This window comes from Ornithinibacter sp. (genome assembly GCF_035443565.1).
Taxonomy (GTDB): Bacteria; Actinomycetota; Actinomycetes; order Actinomycetales; family Dermatophilaceae; genus Fodinibacter.
In genome coordinates, this window is the sequence record NZ_DAORSO010000014.1 from 1 (window position 1) to 17,764 (window position 17,764).

The following is a 17,764-nucleotide window of genomic DNA, read 5'->3' on the forward strand; positions in this document are numbered from 1 at the left end:
CCGAACACGAGCAGCTCGATCGTCAGCAAGTCGGTCGCCCGGGGCGGGGGTCGCACGTCCTACCGCGGCCTGGTCCAGATCCTCGAGGGCGCGCACGGCAGCAAGAGCTCGGTCGTGTGCGACGCCCTGCTCGTCGACACGATCAGCCGCTCGGACACCTACCCCTACGTCGACATCCGCGAGGACGACGTGCAGATGGGCCACGAGGCCACGGTCTCGAAGGTGTCCGAGGACCAGATGTTCTACCTCATGTCCCGAGGCATGTCCGAGGAGGAGGCGATGGCGATGATCGTGCGCGGCTTCGTCGAGCCGATCGCCAAGGAGCTTCCCATGGAGTACGCCCTCGAACTCAACCGCCTCATCGAGCTCCAGATGGAAGGAGCAGTCGGCTGATGTCGCTGCTGACCCCCCAGCGCCCCGCCTCCGGCGCGCACACCGACAGTGCCGCCACGATGGTCCCGGACCAGTCCCGCGCCGAGCGCACCACGTCCTACGACGTGGCCGACTTCCCCCTGCCCACCGGGCGCGAGGAGGAGTGGCGCTTCACCCCGGTCGACCGAATCGGGATGCTGTTCCGCGACGAGGCGACCGGCGCGCACCTGACCTGGTCGAACACCCTTCCCGACGGCGTCACGCTGCGCACGGCATCCACCGAGGAGGTCCGCGACAGCGGCGCCCCGGCGCCGGGTGACCGCGCGGCCGTCGTCGCCGCCGCCCACAGCGGCGGTGCCACGGTGCTCGAGATCCCGGCCGAGGTCGAGCTCGACGAGCCCGTGCGGCTGCGCCTGCACGGCGAGTCCTCCGACGTCGTGCACGGCCACCTGGTCGTGCGGCTCGGCCGGTTCGCGCGGGCCACCGTCGTGATCGAGCACGCCGGCACGAGCAACTTCGGTGAGCTCGTCTCGGTGGTCACCGGTGACGGGTCGCAGCTGACCCTGGTCTCCGTCCAGGAGTGGGACGACACCGCGCACCACCTCGCCCAGCACGACGTCGTCGTCGGCCGGGACGCGTCAGTGCGCCACATCGCCGTCACCATCGGTGGCGGGATCGTGCGGATGAACACCAACGCCACGTACGCCGGCCCCGGTGGCTCCTTCGAGGGCCTGGGCGTGTACTTCGCGGATGCCGGGCAGCACCTCGAGCACCGGCTGTTCGTCGACCACGCCGCGCCCCACTGCCGCAGCAACGTCGAGTACAAGGGCGCCCTCCAGGGCGACACCGCCCACACGGTCTGGGTCGGTGACGTGCTGATCCGCGCCAGCGCCGAGGGCACCGACACCTACGAGCTGAACCGCAACCTCGTGCTGACCGACGGCGCCCGCGCCGACTCGGTGCCGAACCTCGAGATCGAGACCGGCGAGATCGAGGGGGCCGGGCACGCCTCCGCAACCGGTCGCTTCGACGACGAGCAGCTGTTCTACCTGATGGCTCGTGGGATCCCGCAGGACGAGGCACGTCGCCTCGTCGTGCACGGCTTCTTCGCGAGCGTCGTGGGCCGCATCGGCGTCCCCGAGGTCGAGGAGCGCCTCATGCAGGCCATCGAGCGCGAGCTGTCGGCGGGTGCCGCATGAGCGAGCAGCTGACCGACACCGACTTCGTGCGGGTGTGCCGCCTCGACGAGCTGCCCCTCGTGGGGGCCACCCTCGCCGAGGTCAACGGGCGCCGCGTGAGCCTGGTGCGCACCGAGGACGGCGGCCTCCACTGCATCGACGACGCCTGCACCCACGGCAACGTCTCGCTGTCCGAGGGTGAGCTCGACGGCTGCATGATCGAGTGCTGGCTGCACGGCTCGCGCTTCGACCTGCGCACCGGCCAGCCCTCCGGGCCGCCCGCGATCGTCCCCGTCACCGTCCACACCGTCCGTATCGAGGGCGACGACGTCCTCGTCGCCCTGACCCCTGAGAGCTGAGCACCCCATGTCGACCCTTGAGATCAAGGACCTGCACGTCAGCGTCACCACCGAGGACGGCGCCAAGGAGATCCTCCGCGGCGTCACGCTGACCATCAACAGCGGTGAGACCCACGCCATCATGGGCCCCAACGGCTCGGGCAAGTCCACCCTCGCGTACTCCATCGCCGGACACCCCAAGTACACGATCACCTCCGGCACCGTGACCCTCGACGGCGAGGACGTCCTCGCGATGTCCGTCGACGAGCGGGCCCGCGCCGGCATCTTCCTCGCGATGCAGTACCCCGTCGAGGTGCCCGGTGTGTCGATGTCGAACTTCCTGCGCACCGCGAAGACCGCCGTCGACGGCGAGGCACCCAAGCTGCGCACATGGGTCAAGGACATGAAGCAGGCGATGGAGAACCTGCGCATGGACCCCTCCTTCGCCGAGCGCAACGTCAACGAGGGCTTCTCCGGCGGTGAGAAGAAGCGCCACGAGATCCTCCAGATGGAGCTGCTCCGTCCCAAGTTCGCCGTCCTCGACGAGACCGACTCCGGCCTCGACGTCGACGCGCTGCGCGTGGTGTCCGAGGGCGTCAACCGCGCCAAGGAGGCCACCGGGTCAGGTGTCCTGCTCATCACGCACTACACCCGCATCCTGCGCTACATCCGCCCCGACTTCGTCCACGTCTTCGTCGACGGCCGGATCGCCGAGGAGGGCGGCCCCGAGCTGGCCGAGCGCCTCGAGGCCGAGGGCTACGACCGCTTCCTCACGCCGGCTCAGGGCTGAGATGAGCGCCTCCCCCTTCACCGACGAGGAGCTGGCCCGGATCCGGGCTGACTTCGCGATCCTGGCGCGCACGGTGCGCGGGAGGCGCCCGCTGGTCTACCTCGACTCCGGCGCCACCTCGCACAAGCCACGGCAGGTGCTCGATGCCGAGCGCTGGTTCTACGAGAACACCAATGCGGCTGTTCACCGCGGAGCGCACCAGCTCTCCGAGGAGGGCACCGACGCCTACGAGGACGCCCGAGCGACGATCGCCTCGTTCATCGGTGCCCGTTCCTCGGAGGTCGTCTTCACGCGCAACGCCACCGAGGCCATCAACCTCGTCGCCTACGCCTTCACCAACGGCGCAGCGGGTGGCGGCGGCGGTCACGGTGACCGCTTCACGCTGGGCCCCGGCGACGAGGTCCTCGTCACCGAGATGGAGCACCACGCCAACCTCATCCCGTGGCAGGAGGCCTGCCGGCGCACCGGCGCGACCCTGCGCTGGGTGCCGGTCACCCCCGACGGACGGCTCGACCTCACCGACCTCGACACCCTGCTCACCGAGCGCACCAAGGTGTTTGCGTTCACCCACGTCTCCAACGTCCTCGGCACCGTCAACCCGGTGCGCGAGCTCACCGAGCGGGCCCACGCCGTGGGTGCCCTCGTCGTGCTCGACGCCTGCCAGTCGGTGCCTCACCTACCCGTCGACGTGAGCGACCTCGGGGTCGACTTCGTGGCGTTCTCCGGGCACAAGATGTTCGGGCCGCTCGGCGTCGGCGTGCTGTGGTCGCGTCCCGAGCTGCTCGACGAGATGCCGGTCTTCCTCACTGGCGGCTCGATGATCGAGACGGTCACCATGGAGACCTCGACATACGCCCCGGCGCCGCAGAAGTTCGAGGCCGGCGTCCCCGTCGCGGCGCAGGCCGTGGGCCTCGCCGCCGCGTGCGACTACCTGTCGGCCCTCGGGCTCGAGCGGGTCCACGCCCACGAGCAGGCCCTGACGCGCCGGCTCCTCGACGGCCTCGCGGCCCGCCCGTGGGTCCGCGTGCTCGGCCCCGAGGGCATGGAGGATCGTGGGGGAGCGGTGGCCTTCGTCGTCGACGACGTCCACGCCCACGACGTCGGGCAGGTGCTCGACGACAGCGGCGTCGCTGTGCGGGTCGGCCACCACTGCGCCTGGCCGCTGCACCGGGCACTGAAGGCCCAGGCGAGCACTCGCGCCAGCTTCGCGGCCTACACCACCCCGGCGGAGGTCGACGCCCTGCTCGCGGCCCTGGACCGGGTGCCTGCGATGTTCGGTCTGGAGGTGGCGGTCTGATGGACCTCTACCAGGAACTCATCCTCGAGCACTCCAAGCGCCCCGTGCGCTTCGGCCTGCGCGAGCCGTTCGAGGCGCAGGTGCACCACGTCAACCCCACGTGCGGTGACGAGGTGACCCTGCGCGTCCACCTGGCCGGCGCGGGTGCCGACGCGGTGGTCGAGGACGTCTCCTACGACGCCGTCGGCTGCTCGATCAGCGTGGCGTCGGCGTCGATCCTCGCCGAGGAGATCACCGGCGAGACCCTGGCCGAGGCGCGCGAGACCGTCGAGGCCATGCGCTCGATGCTCACGAGCAAGGGGGAGGACCCCGGCGACGAGGAGCGCATCGGCGACGGTGTCGCGCTGTCCGGGGTCGCGAAGTACCCCGCCCGAGTCAAGTGCGCCCTCCTGTCATGGATGGCGTTCACCGATGCCCTGCACCAGGCCGAAGGAGCCCCGCAGTGACCCAGACCAGCACCCCAGCCAACGTGGCCGACGTCGAGGAGGCCCTGCGCGATGTCGTCGACCCCGAGCTCGGCATCAACGTCGTCGACCTCGGCCTCGTCTACGGGATCACCGTCGACGGCCAGAACCACGCCGTCATCGACATGACCCTGACCTCGGCCGCGTGCCCGCTGACCGACGTCATCGAGGACCAGACCCAGCAGTCGCTCGAGGGGCTCGTCGCCTCGTACCGGGTCAACTGGGTCTGGATGCCGCCGTGGGGCCCGGACAAGATCACCGACGACGGCCGCGAGCAGCTGCGCGCCCTCGGCTTCAACATCTGACGACGTAACCCCCGGTGCCGGCACGAGTGGTCGAGGTGGCGCCAGCACGCCTCGACGGCTGGCTGGAGCGGTTCCACGCCAACAACCCGGACGGCCCGCAGCGCGTGGTCTCCCAGGAGCGGTTCGACCACGACCCGCTCGCCGTCCTCCTCGTGCGACGGGGCGGGTATGCCGTGGGCGTCGCCATCGGGGGAGACCTCACCGCGCACAAGGTCGGCACGCGCTACGTCCAGTCGCGCACGGCGGCCGGCGGGTGGAGCCAGCAGCGGTTCGCCCGACGGCGGGCCAACCAGGCCGACGAGCTCGTCGGTGCGGCGGGTGAGCACGCGGTGCGGCTGCTCACCGGCGTCCGACCAGCGGGCCTGGTGCTCGGGGGAGACAAGGCACTGACCGCGGCCCTGCTCGAGGACGACCGGCTCGCCGGGCTGCGCCGCCTACCGCGGCGTGAGCTCTACGACCTACCGGATCCACGCCTGGACGTGCTCCAGAAGGCACTCGATCGGGCACGCGCAGTGCGCATCACCATCGAGGAGTAGCGGCGCTACCGTGGCCGGGTGAAACTCGCGAGCCCACGATCCGCCCTGCTCCGGTGGTGGGCGCAGCACCGCCGGGCGGGGTTGGCCGCCGGCGCCGCCGTCGCGGCCGGGATGTCGATGGTCTGGTTCCGGATCGTCCCGGATGCTGCCGACGACGCCACCGGGCCGGCGTGGGCCGCCCTGCGGCTCGGCCACGGGGTGTGCTGGGCACTCCTCGCCGCGTCGATGCTCATCGGCGTCGCCGACGGCCCGCCCCGGCTGCGTGCAGGGCTGGCCTGGGCTGCTCTCGCCGCCTACGCCGCGTTCGTCGTGGCGCTGGTTGCTGGCTGACCGCTCAGTTGACCGAGGCGACCGCGAAGGTGTCGCACTGGTTGAGGTCGCCGGTGCGGAAGCCCTGGAGGAACCACCGCTGACGGGCCTCGGCGGAGCCGTGCGTCCAGTTCTCGGGGTTGACCCGACCCTGGGTCTTCTGCTGGATGCGGTCGTCCCCGACCGAGGAGGCGGCTGACAGGGCGTCCTTGATGTCCTGGTCCGTCAGCGGCTTCAGGAAGGGCTGACCGGTGTCCTCGTCCTTGACGGTGGACGCGTGGTTGGCCCACACACCGCCCAGGCAGTCGGCCATGAGCTCGATGCGCACGGCACCGGACTCCGGGCCCTGCGGATCGCGCTGGGCCCGCCCGAGCAGACCGAGCTGGTCCTGCAGGGCGTGGCCGTACTCGTGAGCGACGATGTACTCCTGGGCCAGGGGGCCGGCACTGCTGCCGAACTGCTGCTCGAGGATCTGGAAGAAGCTGGCGTCGATGTAGACCTTCTTGTCCAGGGGCAGTAGAAGGGCCCCACCTGGTTGCTCGCGGTGCCACACGCTGACTGCGTCGTGCCGCGGTAGAGCACGGTCTGGGTCGGCTGCCACTGCTTGCCGAACCGGGGGAGCTCGCCGGCCCAGAAGGCCTGCACCGAGTTGACCGACCCGATGACTCGACACTCGACGTTCGTGTTGGCGTCGGCGCCGGTGACGCACTCGGCGAAGGCTGCCGAGTCCTGCTCACCGCCGGACTGCACCTGGCCGGGCGCGGGCTGCTCGCCGCCACCGGTGATGTCGCCCGGGTTGATGCCGAAGATCATCGCGAGGATCAGCATGATGATGCCGCCGATGCCGCCGCCGACGACCATGCCCCCGGGCGCACCCCCACCCCGACCGCCCGAGCTCACCTGTGAGGTGTCGAGGGTGACGTTCTCGTTGAAGCTCATGGGTCGTGCCTCCGTGCCGGTGCGTGAACCGCGCAACACGCGGCGGGACCTAGACTAGACGGCGACCGCCTGCCGTCGTGCGCAACCGCACCGGTGCGGCGCAACGTCCCCCACCTGCTCGAAGGGCCTTTTCGTGATCACCGCTGCCTCCGTGGAGTTGCGCGCCGGCTCGCGCATGCTGCTCGACGACGCGACCTTCCGCGTGGCGCCGGGAGACCGGGTCGGGCTCGTGGGCCGCAACGGTGCCGGCAAGACCACGCTGACCAAGGCTCTGGCGGGGGAGACCCAGCCGGCCGCCGGAAGCATCACGACCAGTGGTCAGGTGGGCTACCTGCCCCAGGACCCCCGGGGAGTCGACCTCACGGTCACCGCCCGCGACCGCATCCTGTCGGCGCGAGGCCTCGACGAGATCGTGCGCAAGCTGCGCGAGTCCGAACTGGCGATGGCGACCGCCACCGGCGAGAAGCAGGACAAGGCCATGCGACGGTACGGCCGCCTCGAAGGTGAGTTCGTGGCCGCCGGAGGCTACGCAGCCGAGTCCGAAGCGGCATCCATCGCCGGCGCGCTCGGCCTCGACGAGCGCATCCTCGGACAGACGCTGGGAACCCTCTCCGGCGGTCAGCGACGCCGCATCGAGCTGGCCCGGATCCTGTTCTCGGGAGCCGAGACGCTGCTTCTCGACGAGCCGACCAACCACCTCGACGCCGACTCCATCGCTTGGCTGCGCGACCACCTCAAGGGTTACAAGGGTGGGCTCGTCGTCATCTCGCACGACGTCGACCTGCTCGACGCGGTGGTCAACAAGGTCTTCCACCTCGACGCCAACCGAGCAGAGCTCGACCAGTACAACCTCGGCTGGAAGGCCTACCTCCAGCAGCGCGAGACCGACGAGCGTCGGCGCAAGCGGGAACGCGCCAACGCCGAGAAGAAGGCCTCGGTGCTCATGGCGCAGGCCGACAAGATGCGGGCCAAGGCGACCAAGACCGTGGCGGCGCAGAACATGGCCCGTCGTGCCGAGCGGCTGCTCTCGGGTCTGGAGACCGAACGGGCCCACGACAAGGTCGCCAAGCTGCGCTTCCCGAAGCCCTCTCCCTGCGGGAAGACCCCGCTGCGGGCCACCGGGCTCTCGAGGTCGTACGGCTCGCAGGAGATCTTCACCGACGTCGACCTCGCCATCGACCGCGGCTCGCGGGTCGTCGTGCTGGGCCTCAACGGTGCCGGCAAGACCACCCTGCTGCGCATGCTCGCCGGCGTCGACACCCCGGACACCGGTCAGGTCGAGCCGGGCCACGGGTTGAAGATCGGCTACTACGCCCAGGAGCACGAGAACCTCGACGTGGACCGCTCGGTGCTCGCCAACATGAAGTCGGCTGCTCCCGACCTCGGCGAGACCGACGTGCGCAAGGTGCTCGGCTCGTTCCTGTTCAGCGGTGACGACGTCGAGAAGCCGGCTGGGGTGCTTTCCGGCGGTGAGAAGACGCGGCTCTCGCTGGCGCTGCTCGTCGTGTCGTCGGCCAACGTGCTGCTCCTCGACGAGCCGACGAACAACCTCGACCCGGCCTCACGGGAGGAGATCCTCGGCGCGCTGCGCACGTACGAGGGCGCGGTCGTCCTCGTCACCCACGACGAGGGCGCGGTCGACGCGCTGGAGCCCGAGCGCATCCTCCTGCTCCCCGACGGTGTCGAGGACCTGTTCAACCCCGACTACCGCGACCTGGTCACCCTGGCCTGAGCCCGGCCTGATCAGCCCGGGATCGACGGCAGCTTGGTGAGGGCCTGCGCCACGGCCTCCTGGAGCTCGGTGTCCTCCCAGGTGTGGTCGACGAGGTCACCGCGCAGGTAGGCGTCGTACGCCGGGAGGTCGAGGTGTCCGTGTCCGCAGAGGGCCGTGAGGATCACCTTCTCCTCGCCGGTCTCGATGCACCGGATCGCCTCGTCGACCGCGGCCGCCAACGCGTGGGTCGGCTCCGGGGCGGGCACGATGCCCTCGGTGCGGGCGAAGAGCACCCCCGCGGCGAAGCAGTCCTTCTGCGTCCTGGCCTCGGCCTCGATGAGCCCCTCCTCGTAGAGGTGGCTGATGAGCGGGCTCATGCCGTGGTAGCGCAGCCCCCCGGCGTGGATGGGGTCGGGCATGAAGTCGTGCCCGAGAGTGTGCATCTTCATCATGGGGGTCAGCCCGGCGACGTCACCGAAGTCGTAGGCGTAGGTGCCCTGGGTCAGGGACGGGCAGGACGCCGGCTCGACGGCGCGGATGACCGGCCCGGCGCCACCGGCGGCGAACTTCTCCCGAAGGAACGGGAAGGTCAGGCCACCGAAGTTCGAGCCTCCGCCGGTGCACCCGACGATGAGGTCGACGGTCTCGTCGATCTTCGCCAGCTGGAGCAGGGCCTCCTCGCCGATGATCGTCTGGTGCAGCAGCACGTGGTTGAGCACCGATCCCAGGGCGTAGTTGGTGTTCGGGTCCTGGGCTGCCACCTCGACGGCCTCGCTGATCGCCAGGCCGAGGGACCCGTTCGAGCCGGGGTCGCTCGCGAGGATCGCGCGCCCGGCCTCGGTGAGGTCCGACGGGCTCGGGTGCACAGTGCCCCCGAAGGTCTCCATCATGATCTTGCGGTAAGGCTTGGCGTCGTAGGAGGCCCGCACCTGCCAGATCTCGCACTCGAGGTCGAACTGGGCGCACGCGAACGCCAGCGAGGTGCCCCACTGCCCGGCGCCGGTCTCGGTCGTGAGCTTTCGGATGCCGGCGCGCGCGTTGTAGTACGCCTGCGGCACCGCGGTGTTCGGCTTGTGCGAGCCGGCTGGCGAGACCCCCTCGTACTTGTAGTAGATGCGAGCGGGCGTGCCGAGGGCCTTCTCGAGCCGGTGGGCCCGGAACAGCGGAGAGGGACGCCACAGTCGGTAGACGTCCTGAACGGCCTCGGGGATGTCGATGTACTGCTCGGTGGACACCTCCTGGGCGATGAGGTCCATCGGGAAGATCCCCGACAGGTCGTCGGGGCCCACCGGCTGGCCGGTGCCGGGGTGCAGCGGCGGCGGGGGAGGAGTCGGCAGGTCGTGCAGGATGTTGTACCAGCGGGTGGGCATCTCGTCCTCGTCGAGCAGGACCTTGTGGCGCAGTGGTGCGGTCACGGTGACGTTTCCTCTTCTCTCCGGCGCCCACCCCGGCGGCGTCGCCGTGGTCATCCTCGATGGCGGCCGCGCTCACCACAAGGGGTCTTTCACGACCCGGCGCGGAACACCTGTCAGGGTGCGGTGGTTGACTGCCTCGGCCGCGGTCTTCTCGCTCGCGGTTCACCGACGACGAGGAGCACCGCACCGTGAGCATGTACGGCTGGCAGGCGCTGCACAGCCTGAGCAGGGACGCAAGTGTCAAGGAACGCCGGCTCACCCCCGGCACCACCAAGCGGGTGCTCGGCTACGCTCGCCCGTACTCGGGGCCGATCGCCTGGTTCCTCGGGCTCGTCGTCATCGAGTCGGTGCTCGTCGTCGCGACGCCCCTGCTCCTGAAGTCGCTCATCGACGACGGCATCTACCCGCGCGACTCCGCGGTGGTGGTGCGGCTCTCGCTCATCGTCGCCGGCATCGCCGTGCTGAGTGGCGCGCTCACCCTCGTCGAGCGCTGGTTCTCCGCCAGGATCGGCGAGGGCCTGATCTACGACCTGCGCACCCAGGTGTTCTCGCACGTGCTGCGCCAACCGGTGGCCTTCTTCACCCGGGCCCAGACCGGGGCCCTCGTCACCCGCCTCGGCAACGACGTCATCGGTGCCCAGCAGGCCTTCACGTCGGTGCTGTCCAGCGTGGTGAGCAACGCCATCACCCTCGTGCTCATCCTCGCCGCGATGGCCACGTTGTCCTGGCAGCTGACCCTGGCCGCCCTGGTCCTCGTGCCGTTCTTCCTGCTGCCCGCCCGCTTCATGGGGCGTCGCCTGTCGAGCCTGGCCCACGAGCAGATGGTGCAGAACGCCGACCTCGGGACACGGATGACGGAGCGCTTCAACGTCGCCGGGGCACTGCTCGTCAAGCTCTTCGGCCGCCCTGCCGTCGAGGACGAGGAGTACGCGGTGCGCGCGGCCAGGGTGCGGGACATCGGCGTGCGGATCGCCGTCAACCGCTCGGTGTTCTTCGTGGCGCTCACCCTCGTCGCCTCGCTCGCGACCGCCATGGTCTACGGCGTCGGTGGCCTCATGGCCGTGAACGGCAGCCTCACGGTGGGCACCCTGATCGCGCTCACGGCCCTGCTGGCGCGGCTGTACGGCCCGCTCACGGCGATCTCCAACGTCCGCGTCGACATCATGACCGCCCTCGTGTCCTTCGAGCGGGTCTTCGAGGTCCTCGACCTCGAACCGCTCGTCGCCGAGGCGCCCGACGCCCGACCGGTGCCCCGTGGGCCCGTCCGCGTCGAGGTCGACGACGTCGCCTTCTCCTACCCGTCGGCCGACGAGGTGTCGCTGGCCTCGCTGGAGAGCACGGCCTCGGGAGACCGGCGGGGGAGCGGTCCGGTGCTGCGAGAAGTCTCGTTCGTCATCGAACCCGGTTCCCTCGTCGCCCTGGTCGGCCCGAGCGGTGCAGGAAAGACGACCATCACCTCCCTCGTCGCGCGGCTCTACGACCCCACGGCCGGGGCCATCCGGATCAACGGCGTCGACCTGCGCGACACGACGAACGACTCACTGCACGATGCCGTCGGCGTCGTCACCCAGGACGCCCACCTCTTCCACGACACCATCCGGGCCAATCTCGCCTACGCGGCTCCGCAGGCGAGCGAGGCCGACATGGTCGCCGCCCTGAAGGCTGCCCAGGTGTGGAACCTCGTGGAGTCACTGCCCTCCGGCCTGGAGACCGTCGTCGGCGACCGGGGCCACCGGCTGTCCGGCGGTGAGAAGCAGCGCCTGGCGATTGCGCGGCTGCTGCTGAAGGGCCCGGGCCTCGTCGTCCTCGACGAAGCCACCGCCCACCTGGACAGCGAGTCGGAGCAGGCGCTGCAACGGGCGCTCGACGAGGCGCTGCGCGACCGGTCAGCCTTGGTGATCGCGCACCGCCTGTCCACGATCCGGCATGCCGACCTCATCCTCGTCGTCGACGAGGGACGCGTCGTCGAGCGCGGCACCCACACCGAACTCGTCGCCGCGGGCGGTGTCTACAGCGAGCTCTACCGGACCCAGTTCGACGACGAGCTCGGCGAGGTCCTCGACCAGCCCGTGGACACCCCTGCCTGAACCCGGGCTCCGGCCCCCGGCCCGACGAGGGCCGGTGCGGTCTACTCGTCCTCCTCGTCCCAGATCCGGGTCTTCTTGACCTTCGGCGGGTACTGCTCCGGGTTCTCCGCCCGCAGCTCGCGGCGGATGCCGAACCAGATGAGGACGAAGCCCAGCGCCATCGTCATCCACCACTGGTACGCGTAGGCCAGGTGGGTCCCGAGGGACCTGTCAGGCTCACCGAGGGGCTGGGGGCGCTGTGGCGTCGTGCCGTCCGCGGTGCGCTCGGAGTCCAGCAGCACGTAGTCGGGGAGCACGTCCGTCAGCGCCATCTGGGCAGCCACCTCGGGCAGGTTGATGCTCGCGACCGTGCCGGCCGCCGCCTCCTTTCCCCGAGACGCCTCCCCACGACGCGCCCAGCCCGTCACGGTGACCTCGCCGTCCGGTGCGGGCGGCACTGACGGAAGCACGCTCGCTCCTTGGTCGGACGGCCTGACGAAACCGCGGTTGACCACGACGTCCGGCCCCCCGGCATCCGGCCGAAGGCCCCAGAGCACCTCGAGACCGGCCTCGCCGTCGAGGCTGCGGCCGCGCACGAACACCGGGCCGGCCTCGTAGGTCCCGGTCACCGTGACCCGCCGCCACTCGTCCTGGACGGCCAGGCCGGAGGGGGTCAGCACCTCGCCCAGCGGGACGGCCTCGCCGCGGTAGTGCTCGTCGAGCCGCTCGTTGCGTTCGGCCTTGGCCAGGTGCCGGTCGTACTGCCACCACCCGAGGTGGTAGCACGCCACCGCGAACAGGGCTGCGAGCACGAGAGCGCCCAGCCAGCGAGGAGTCACCAGCCGCCTGAACACCCAGCCACGGTACCCGTCGTACATTGGTGTCCTATGACCGCCCTCCCTGCCCCGCGCCTGCTCGATCAATTCGGGCGGGTCGGCCGCGACCTGCGCGTGTCCGTGACGGACCGGTGCAACCTGCGCTGCACCTACTGCATGCCCGCCGAGGGGCTGGACTGGATGCCCAAACCCGAGATGCTGAGCGACGACGAACTCGTGCGCGTGGTCTCGGTCATGGTCGGTCTGGGGGTCACCCAGGTGCGCCTCACCGGGGGAGAGCCGATCCTTCGCCGCAGCCTCGTCGACGTCGTGGCGCGCATCGCCGCGCTCGACCCGCGGCCGCGCATCGCGATGACGACGAACGGCATCGGGCTGGACCGCCTGGCCGCGCCGCTCGCGGCCGCGGGCCTGGACCGCGTCAACGTCAGCCTCGACACCATCGACCCGGAGCACTTCGCCGGCCTGACCCGGCGAGACCGCTTCAACGACGTCGTCGCCGGGCTGAAGGCGGCTTCGGACGCCGGCCTGAACCCCGTCAAGGTCAACGCGGTCGCGATGCGCGGGGTCAACGACACCGACGTGCCCGACCTGTTGCGCTGGTGCCTGGACCGGGGCTACGAGCTGCGGTTCATCGAGCAGATGCCACTCGACGCGCAGCACGCGTGGGACCGGGCGCAGATGGTCTCCCAGGGCGAGATCCTCGAGCGGCTCGGGGAGCGCTTCACCCTCACTCCCGTCCACGAACGCGGCAGCGCGCCGGCCGAGCTGTTCCTCGTCGACGGCGGCCCGGCCACGGTGGGGGTCATCGCGAGCGTCTCGGCGCCGTTCTGCGGCAGCTGTGACCGGGTACGCCTCACCGCTGACGGCCAGCTGCGCAACTGCCTGTTCGCCCGCCGCGAGGTGGACCTGCGGGGCCCACTTCGCGAGGGAGCCACCGACGCCGAGCTGGCCGACCTCATCGTCGCCGAGATGTGGGCCAAGAAGGCCGGACACGGCATCGACCGACCGGACTTCGAGCAGCCCGAGCGACCGATGTCAGCGATCGGTGGGTGAATCCGCCTCGCGGGTGATCAGCAGGGTGTCGTCGGCGTGGGGCAGGACCGGCATGACGCGCCCGCGCAACCGCGGCGAGACAGCGTTGGCCGCCACGACGGCGAAGAACGGCAGGAACACGGCCCCGAAGGCGAACACCCACCGGATGGGGTGGTTGATGACGACGAGCAGCACGAAACAGATCGTGCGGACGACCATCGTCACGAGGTAGCGCCGCAGCCGGCGGGACTGCTCCTGCGTGCGTGACTCGGGCACGCTCGTCACCGACTGGGCGGTGGGAGCCTGCCGGGGCTGGGTGGTCGGCACCTGCCCACTGTATGTCGCTGTTCTCCGGCTACCCAGCGGTAGTCGACTAGGTTCGACAGCATGAGCGAGCCACGAACTGTCCTCGTCACCGGCGGCAACCGCGGGATCGGTCTCGCGATCGCCCGGTCGTTCGCCGCGGCCGGCGACAAGGTTGCCGTCACCCACCGGTCCGGAGAGGCCCCTGAGGGGCTGGTCGGGGTGCGCTGCGACGTCACCGACTCGGCCTCGGTCGACGCCGCCTTCACCGAGGCCGAGGGTCTGCTCGGTGGGCCGATCGAGGTGCTCGTCGCCAATGCTGGCATCACCAAGGACGGCCTTCTCATGCGGATGTCCGACGAGGACTTCGACTCCGTCATCGACACCAACCTCGCCGGCGCCTTCCGGTGCGCCCGCCGTGCCAGCAAGGGCATGATCCGCCTGCGCCGGGGCCGCATCATCCTCATCTCCAGCGTCGTCGGGCTCTACGGAGGCCCAGGACAGGCCAACTACGCGGCGAGCAAGGCGGGCCTGGTCGGCCTGGCCCGCTCGATCACCCGAGAGCTCGGCGGACGCGGCATCACCGCCAACGTCGTGGCGCCCGGCTTCATCGAGACCGACATGACCGCGGTGCTCCCCGAGGACACCCGCAAGACCTACCAGGCAGCGATCCCTGCCGGCCGTTTCGCCACCCCTGAGGAGGTGGCCGCCGCCGTCCGCTTCCTGGCCAGCACCGAGGCCGCCTACATCTCCGGTGCCGTGATCCCCGTCGACGGTGGCCTCGGCATGGGTCACTGACCCAAGCCAGCACGCCACCCACCCCCCGCGAAAGGTCCTCCCAGATGCTGCTCCAGGGCAAGAAGCTCCTCGTCACCGGTGTCCTCCTCGACACCTCCATCGCCTTCCACGTCGCCCGCCTGGCGCAGGAGCAGGGTGCCGAGGTGGTGCTCACCTCGTTCGGCCGCCAGATGAAGCTCACGGCGGCCATGGCCAAGCGGCTGCCCGTGACCCCGGCCGTCGTCGAGCTCGACGTCACGAACGACGACGACCTCGCCGCGCTGGCCGACCGGGTGCGCGAACACGTGCCCCACCTCGACGGCGTCGTGCACTCGATCGGGTTCGCGCCCCAGGGCGCGTTCACGTTCATGGAGGCCGAGTGGGCCGATGTCGCCACCGCGGTCCAGATCTCCGCGTACTCCCTGGCGTCGCTCACCAAGGCAGCGATGCCCCTCATGGGTCGCGGCGGCAGCGTCGTCGGTTTGACCTTCGACGCCCGCGTCGCGTGGCCGGTCTACGACTGGATGGGTGTCGCGAAGGCCGCCTTCGAGTCGACGAACCGTTACCTCGCCCGCGACCTCGGGCCGCTCGGCATGCGCTGCAACCTCGTCGCCGCGGGCCCGATCCGCACGACGGCCGCCAAGTCCATCCCCGGGTTCGAGCGCTTCGAGGAGGCCTGGACCGCCCGCGCCCCCCTGGGCTGGGACGTCGATGACCCGCAGCCGGCCGCCCAGGCCTGCGTCGCGCTGCTCTCCGACTGGTTCCCGGCCACGACCGGCGAGATGGTCCACGTCGACGGCGGCTACCACGCCGTCGGCGCCTGACGCTCGGCAAGAGGGCTGCCGAGCACTAGGCTCCCCGCGTGAGCAGCGAGCCCGCGCAGAGCCCCCCGTCCGTGCGCACCGAGGAGGTGCGCCTGCTCGAGGGGCCGAACCTGTACTTCCCTCGACCAGCCGTCAAGGTGACCCTGGCGCTGCCGGGGTACCTCGCGGCATCCCCGGACCAGGTGCGCGCCGTCGCCGCAGCCGTCGGACTGCGCCGCCGCGGCCAGCCGGGCGCTCCCGGCTCCGAGCAACGCCAGCAGGTGCTCGTGCGCATCGTCGAGCGGGTGGCTCGGTCCGTGGCCGCTGCCGCCGGAACCAAGCGCCTCGGGGTTCGCACCCGGCCGGCCGGCGAGACCGACGTCGTCGTGTGCGCCTTCGTCTGGCGCCAGCGTGGTCGCGCGCAGGCGCTCGGGGAGGCGATCGGCCCGGTGCTCCAGAGCCTGCTCGAGGGTGGTTCCCTGGCGGATGCCGTTGCTCCCCACGCGGCCGCCGTCACCTCCGCGCCCCGCGGCGACGGGCCGAGGGTGGTCACCCCGCGCATCCCGGTCGCGTCGATCACGGGCACGAACGGCAAGACGACGACGACCCGGCTGCTGGCCCACATCTGCATGACGGCCGGCCTGACCACGGGGTGGAGCTCCACGGACGGCGTGGTCGTCCAGGGCGAGACCATCGAGCCGGGGGACTACTCCGGCCCGGCAGGCGCGCGCGCCGTGCTCGACGCCCCGGGCGTGCAGATCGGCATCCTCGAGACCGCACGTGGCGGGATGCTCCTGCGCGGGATGGGGATCACGCACAACGACGTCTCCGTCGTCACGAACGTCTCCGCCGACCACCTCGGCCTCCAGGGCATCGACACGGTCGACCAGCTCGCCGAGGTCAAGGCGATCGTCACCAAGGCCACCAAGCCGGGGGGATGGGTCGTGCTCAACGGCGAGGACCCCCGGGTGTGGGCGATGCGCGCCGGCATCCGGGCCCGCCCGTGGGTCTTCACGGCCGACCCGAGCGCCCCCGCGGTGCGCGAGGCCCTCGGGGCCGGCGGCCGGGCCACCACGGTGCTCGACGGCCACGTCACCGTGCTCACCCACGACGGAGTCCCGGACAGACTGGTGCGGGTCATCGACCTGCCGATGGCCCTGTCCGGGCTGTCGCACCACAACGTGCTCAACGCACTCGCCGGTGCGTCGGCGGCCCTGGGCCTGGGCATCGCGCGCGAGTTCGTCATCGAGGGGCTGCGCACCTTCCGCCCGGACGACCTGCTCAACCCCGGACGGATGAACACCTACACGGTGCCGACCGAGCGCGGCGAGGTGACGGTCGTCGTCGACCTCGCCCACAACGAGGCCGGTCTCGAGGCACTGCTCGACGTCTCGCGCGGCCTGTGCGCACCCGGCGGGCGGGTGCACCTCGCCCTGGGCACCGCGGGCGACCGGACCGACGAGATCCTCCAGGCCCTCGGTGAGATAGCCGGCCTGCGGGCCGACCACGTCGTCGCAGCCCACAAGGTCCAGTACCTGCGCGGGCGCACGGCACAGGACCTCGAGGCCCAGCTGCGGATCGGGCTGGGGCACGCCGGGGTGGCTGACATCGCGTCCTACCCCACCGAGCTCTCCGGCCTCCAGGCGTGCGTCGAGGTGGCCGACGACGGCGACGTCGTCGCGGTGATGTGCCACGCCGAACGGGCCGAGATCACGCAGTGGCTGCGGTCGCTGTCGGCCACCGCCGACGACGAGCACGCGATCCGACGCAAGGTGGTGCGCGCCCGCGGCGAGCACGAGGCCGAGGAGGCGCTGACCGCGCTGTGGGAGGTCGAGGACCCGAGCGAACGCATCCGGCTCGCGGAGGAACTGGCCGCGGCCCACCCGGACGACGCCCGCATCACCTACGAGCTGGCCGGGACCCACGACGCCGCCGGGGAGGAGGACCTGGCCGTGGCGCTGTACGAACGCGCCCTGGCCGCCGGCCTGCGGGAGCCGCACCGGCACCGCGCCCAGATCCAGCTCGCCTCCAGCCTGCGCAACCTCGGGCAGGTGCAGGCCGCCGAGTCGGTCATCGAGGACGTCGCGGCACGGCACCCGGAAAGCCTCGGGGTGGCGGCGTTCCGGGCCCTGGTCCAGCACGACGCCGGACACGCCTCGCAGGCCCTGGCCGACCTCCTCACGGCCGTCGTGGCGGCGAGCACCGACCCGGACGTCGCGCGCTACCGACGCGCCCTCACGGCATCCGCCTCAGCCCTGCGCGAGCACCCGCAGGGCTGAGGCGTCCGCCG

General features: G+C 71.1%; 18 protein-coding genes and 1 pseudogene. 15 read left to right on the forward strand and 4 right to left on the reverse strand.

Features of this window, described 5'->3' with window-relative positions; all coding sequences use genetic code 11:
• The 9 genes from PLL68_RS03190 to PLL68_RS03230 form a co-directional block, all read left to right on the forward strand.
• Positions 1–393, forward strand: a 393-nt coding sequence (locus PLL68_RS03190; protein ID WP_324531581.1) for a SufD family Fe-S cluster assembly protein, incomplete at its 5' end; no start/stop codon positions are given.
• Positions 393–1,571 (forward strand): Fe-S cluster assembly protein SufD, encoded by a 1,179-nt coding sequence (sufD, locus tag PLL68_RS03195; protein WP_324531583.1) that lies wholly within the window; start codon positions 393–395, stop codon positions 1,569–1,571. The genes PLL68_RS03190 and sufD, both read left to right, overlap by 1 nt.
• Positions 1,568–1,909, forward strand: a complete 342-nt coding sequence (locus PLL68_RS03200) for a non-heme iron oxygenase ferredoxin subunit (protein ID WP_159899137.1) — start codon at positions 1,568–1,570, stop codon at positions 1,907–1,909. The genes sufD and PLL68_RS03200 overlap by 4 nt, the downstream gene beginning before the upstream one ends.
• A 7-nt stretch (positions 1,910–1,916) precedes the next feature.
• The gene (gene sufC / locus PLL68_RS03205; protein ID WP_324531586.1) at positions 1,917–2,678 is read left to right on the forward strand and encodes a Fe-S cluster assembly ATPase SufC; all 762 of its coding nucleotides are present in this window, start codon (positions 1,917–1,919) and stop codon (positions 2,676–2,678) included.
• Position 2,679: 1 nt separating this feature from the next.
• Positions 2,680–3,975 carry a SufS family cysteine desulfurase gene (locus PLL68_RS03210; RefSeq protein ID WP_324531589.1) on the forward strand — a complete coding sequence of 432 codons (1,296 nt, stop codon included), beginning with the start codon at positions 2,680–2,682 and terminating at the stop codon, positions 3,973–3,975.
• Complete coding sequence (gene sufU / locus PLL68_RS03215; protein WP_324531591.1) at positions 3,975–4,421, forward strand: Fe-S cluster assembly sulfur transfer protein SufU; 447 nt, start codon at positions 3,975–3,977, stop codon at positions 4,419–4,421. The genes PLL68_RS03210 and sufU overlap by 1 nt, the downstream gene beginning before the upstream one ends.
• Complete coding sequence (locus PLL68_RS03220) at positions 4,370–4,744, forward strand: metal-sulfur cluster assembly factor (RefSeq protein ID WP_425495943.1); 375 nt, start codon at positions 4,370–4,372, stop codon at positions 4,742–4,744. Before sufU ends, PLL68_RS03220 begins: the two co-directional genes overlap by 52 nt.
• A 35-nt stretch (positions 4,745–4,779) precedes the next feature.
• A complete protein-coding gene (locus tag PLL68_RS03225; RefSeq protein WP_324531594.1) occupies positions 4,780–5,280 on the forward strand; it encodes an acVLRF1 family peptidyl-tRNA hydrolase in 501 nt (166 codons plus the stop codon).
• An 18-nt stretch (positions 5,281–5,298) separates the two neighbouring features.
• The gene (locus tag PLL68_RS03230; RefSeq protein ID WP_324531596.1) at positions 5,299–5,610 is read left to right on the forward strand and encodes a hypothetical protein; all 312 of its coding nucleotides are present in this window, start codon (positions 5,299–5,301) and stop codon (positions 5,608–5,610) included.
• 4 nt (positions 5,611–5,614) lie between these two features.
• Here the strand turns inward: PLL68_RS03230 and ypfJ are convergent.
• Positions 5,615–6,528, reverse strand: a pseudogene (ypfJ, locus tag PLL68_RS03235) (KPN_02809 family neutral zinc metallopeptidase).
• 133 nt (positions 6,529–6,661) lie between these two features.
• Here ypfJ and PLL68_RS03240 point away from each other — a divergent pair.
• Complete coding sequence (locus PLL68_RS03240; RefSeq protein WP_324531598.1) at positions 6,662–8,260, forward strand: ABC-F family ATP-binding cassette domain-containing protein; 1,599 nt, start codon at positions 6,662–6,664, stop codon at positions 8,258–8,260.
• 11 nt (positions 8,261–8,271) lie between these two features.
• On the opposite strand, the gene PLL68_RS03245 is transcribed toward PLL68_RS03240, so the two are convergent.
• Positions 8,272–9,657 carry a TrpB-like pyridoxal phosphate-dependent enzyme gene (locus PLL68_RS03245; protein ID WP_324531600.1) on the reverse strand — a complete coding sequence of 462 codons (1,386 nt, stop codon included), beginning with the start codon at positions 9,655–9,657 and terminating at the stop codon, positions 8,272–8,274.
• Positions 9,658–9,851: 194 nt separating this feature from the next.
• On the opposite strand from PLL68_RS03245, the gene PLL68_RS03250 reads away from it, so the two are divergent.
• Entirely contained in the window at positions 9,852–11,744 is a 1,893-nt protein-coding gene (locus PLL68_RS03250) for an ABC transporter ATP-binding protein (protein WP_324531635.1), read from the forward strand.
• A gap of 41 nt (positions 11,745–11,785) precedes the next feature.
• On the opposite strand, the gene PLL68_RS03255 is transcribed toward PLL68_RS03250, so the two are convergent.
• Complete coding sequence (locus tag PLL68_RS03255; protein WP_324531602.1) at positions 11,786–12,577, reverse strand: SURF1 family cytochrome oxidase biogenesis protein; 792 nt, start codon at positions 12,575–12,577, stop codon at positions 11,786–11,788.
• Positions 12,578–12,610: 33 nt separating this feature from the next.
• On the opposite strand from PLL68_RS03255, the gene moaA reads away from it, so the two are divergent.
• Positions 12,611–13,612, forward strand: a complete 1,002-nt coding sequence (gene moaA / locus PLL68_RS03260) for a GTP 3',8-cyclase MoaA (protein WP_324531604.1) — start codon at positions 12,611–12,613, stop codon at positions 13,610–13,612.
• On the opposite strand, the gene PLL68_RS03265 is transcribed toward moaA, so the two are convergent.
• The gene (locus tag PLL68_RS03265; protein WP_324531606.1) at positions 13,595–13,918 is read right to left on the reverse strand and encodes a DUF3099 domain-containing protein; all 324 of its coding nucleotides are present in this window, start codon (positions 13,916–13,918) and stop codon (positions 13,595–13,597) included. The genes moaA and PLL68_RS03265 overlap by 18 nt on opposite strands.
• Positions 13,919–13,978: 60 nt before the next feature.
• Here PLL68_RS03265 and fabG point away from each other — a divergent pair, with 60 nt between their 5' ends.
• From fabG to PLL68_RS03280, 3 genes are read left to right on the forward strand one after another with little or no spacing between them, the layout of a single operon-like run.
• Positions 13,979–14,692, forward strand: a complete 714-nt coding sequence (gene fabG, locus PLL68_RS03270; protein WP_324531608.1) for a 3-oxoacyl-ACP reductase FabG — start codon at positions 13,979–13,981, stop codon at positions 14,690–14,692.
• Positions 14,693–14,736: 44 nt separating this feature from the next.
• Positions 14,737–15,495, forward strand: a complete 759-nt coding sequence (fabI, locus tag PLL68_RS03275; RefSeq protein WP_324531610.1) for an enoyl-ACP reductase FabI — start codon at positions 14,737–14,739, stop codon at positions 15,493–15,495.
• 38 nt (positions 15,496–15,533) lie between these two features.
• Positions 15,534–17,753: a tetratricopeptide repeat protein gene (locus PLL68_RS03280; RefSeq protein WP_324531612.1), complete on the forward strand. Its 2,220-nt coding sequence runs from the start codon at positions 15,534–15,536 to the stop codon at positions 17,751–17,753.
• Positions 17,754–17,764 lie beyond the last annotated feature (11 nt).

What these genes read in the sequence shown, in the direction of transcription:
- sufD (WP_324531583.1), top strand. Translation starts at nt 393, where the DNA reads ATGTCGCTGCTGACCCCCCAGCGCCCCGCCTCCGGCGCGCACACCGAC.
- PLL68_RS03200 (WP_159899137.1), top strand. Translation starts at nt 1,568, where the DNA reads ATGAGCGAGCAGCTGACCGACACCGACTTCGTGCGGGTGTGCCGCCTC.
- sufC (WP_324531586.1), top strand. Translation starts at nt 1,917, where the DNA reads ATGTCGACCCTTGAGATCAAGGACCTGCACGTCAGCGTCACCACCGAG.
- PLL68_RS03210 (WP_324531589.1), top strand. Translation starts at nt 2,680, where the DNA reads ATGAGCGCCTCCCCCTTCACCGACGAGGAGCTGGCCCGGATCCGGGCT.
- sufU (WP_324531591.1), top strand. Translation starts at nt 3,975, where the DNA reads ATGGACCTCTACCAGGAACTCATCCTCGAGCACTCCAAGCGCCCCGTG.
- PLL68_RS03220 (WP_425495943.1), top strand. Translation starts at nt 4,370, where the DNA reads ATGGATGGCGTTCACCGATGCCCTGCACCAGGCCGAAGGAGCCCCGCA.
- PLL68_RS03250 (WP_324531635.1), top strand. Translation starts at nt 9,852, where the DNA reads ATGTACGGCTGGCAGGCGCTGCACAGCCTGAGCAGGGACGCAAGTGTC.
- moaA (WP_324531604.1), top strand. Translation starts at nt 12,611, where the DNA reads ATGACCGCCCTCCCTGCCCCGCGCCTGCTCGATCAATTCGGGCGGGTC.
- fabG (WP_324531608.1), top strand. Translation starts at nt 13,979, where the DNA reads ATGAGCGAGCCACGAACTGTCCTCGTCACCGGCGGCAACCGCGGGATC.
- fabI (WP_324531610.1), top strand. Translation starts at nt 14,737, where the DNA reads ATGCTGCTCCAGGGCAAGAAGCTCCTCGTCACCGGTGTCCTCCTCGAC.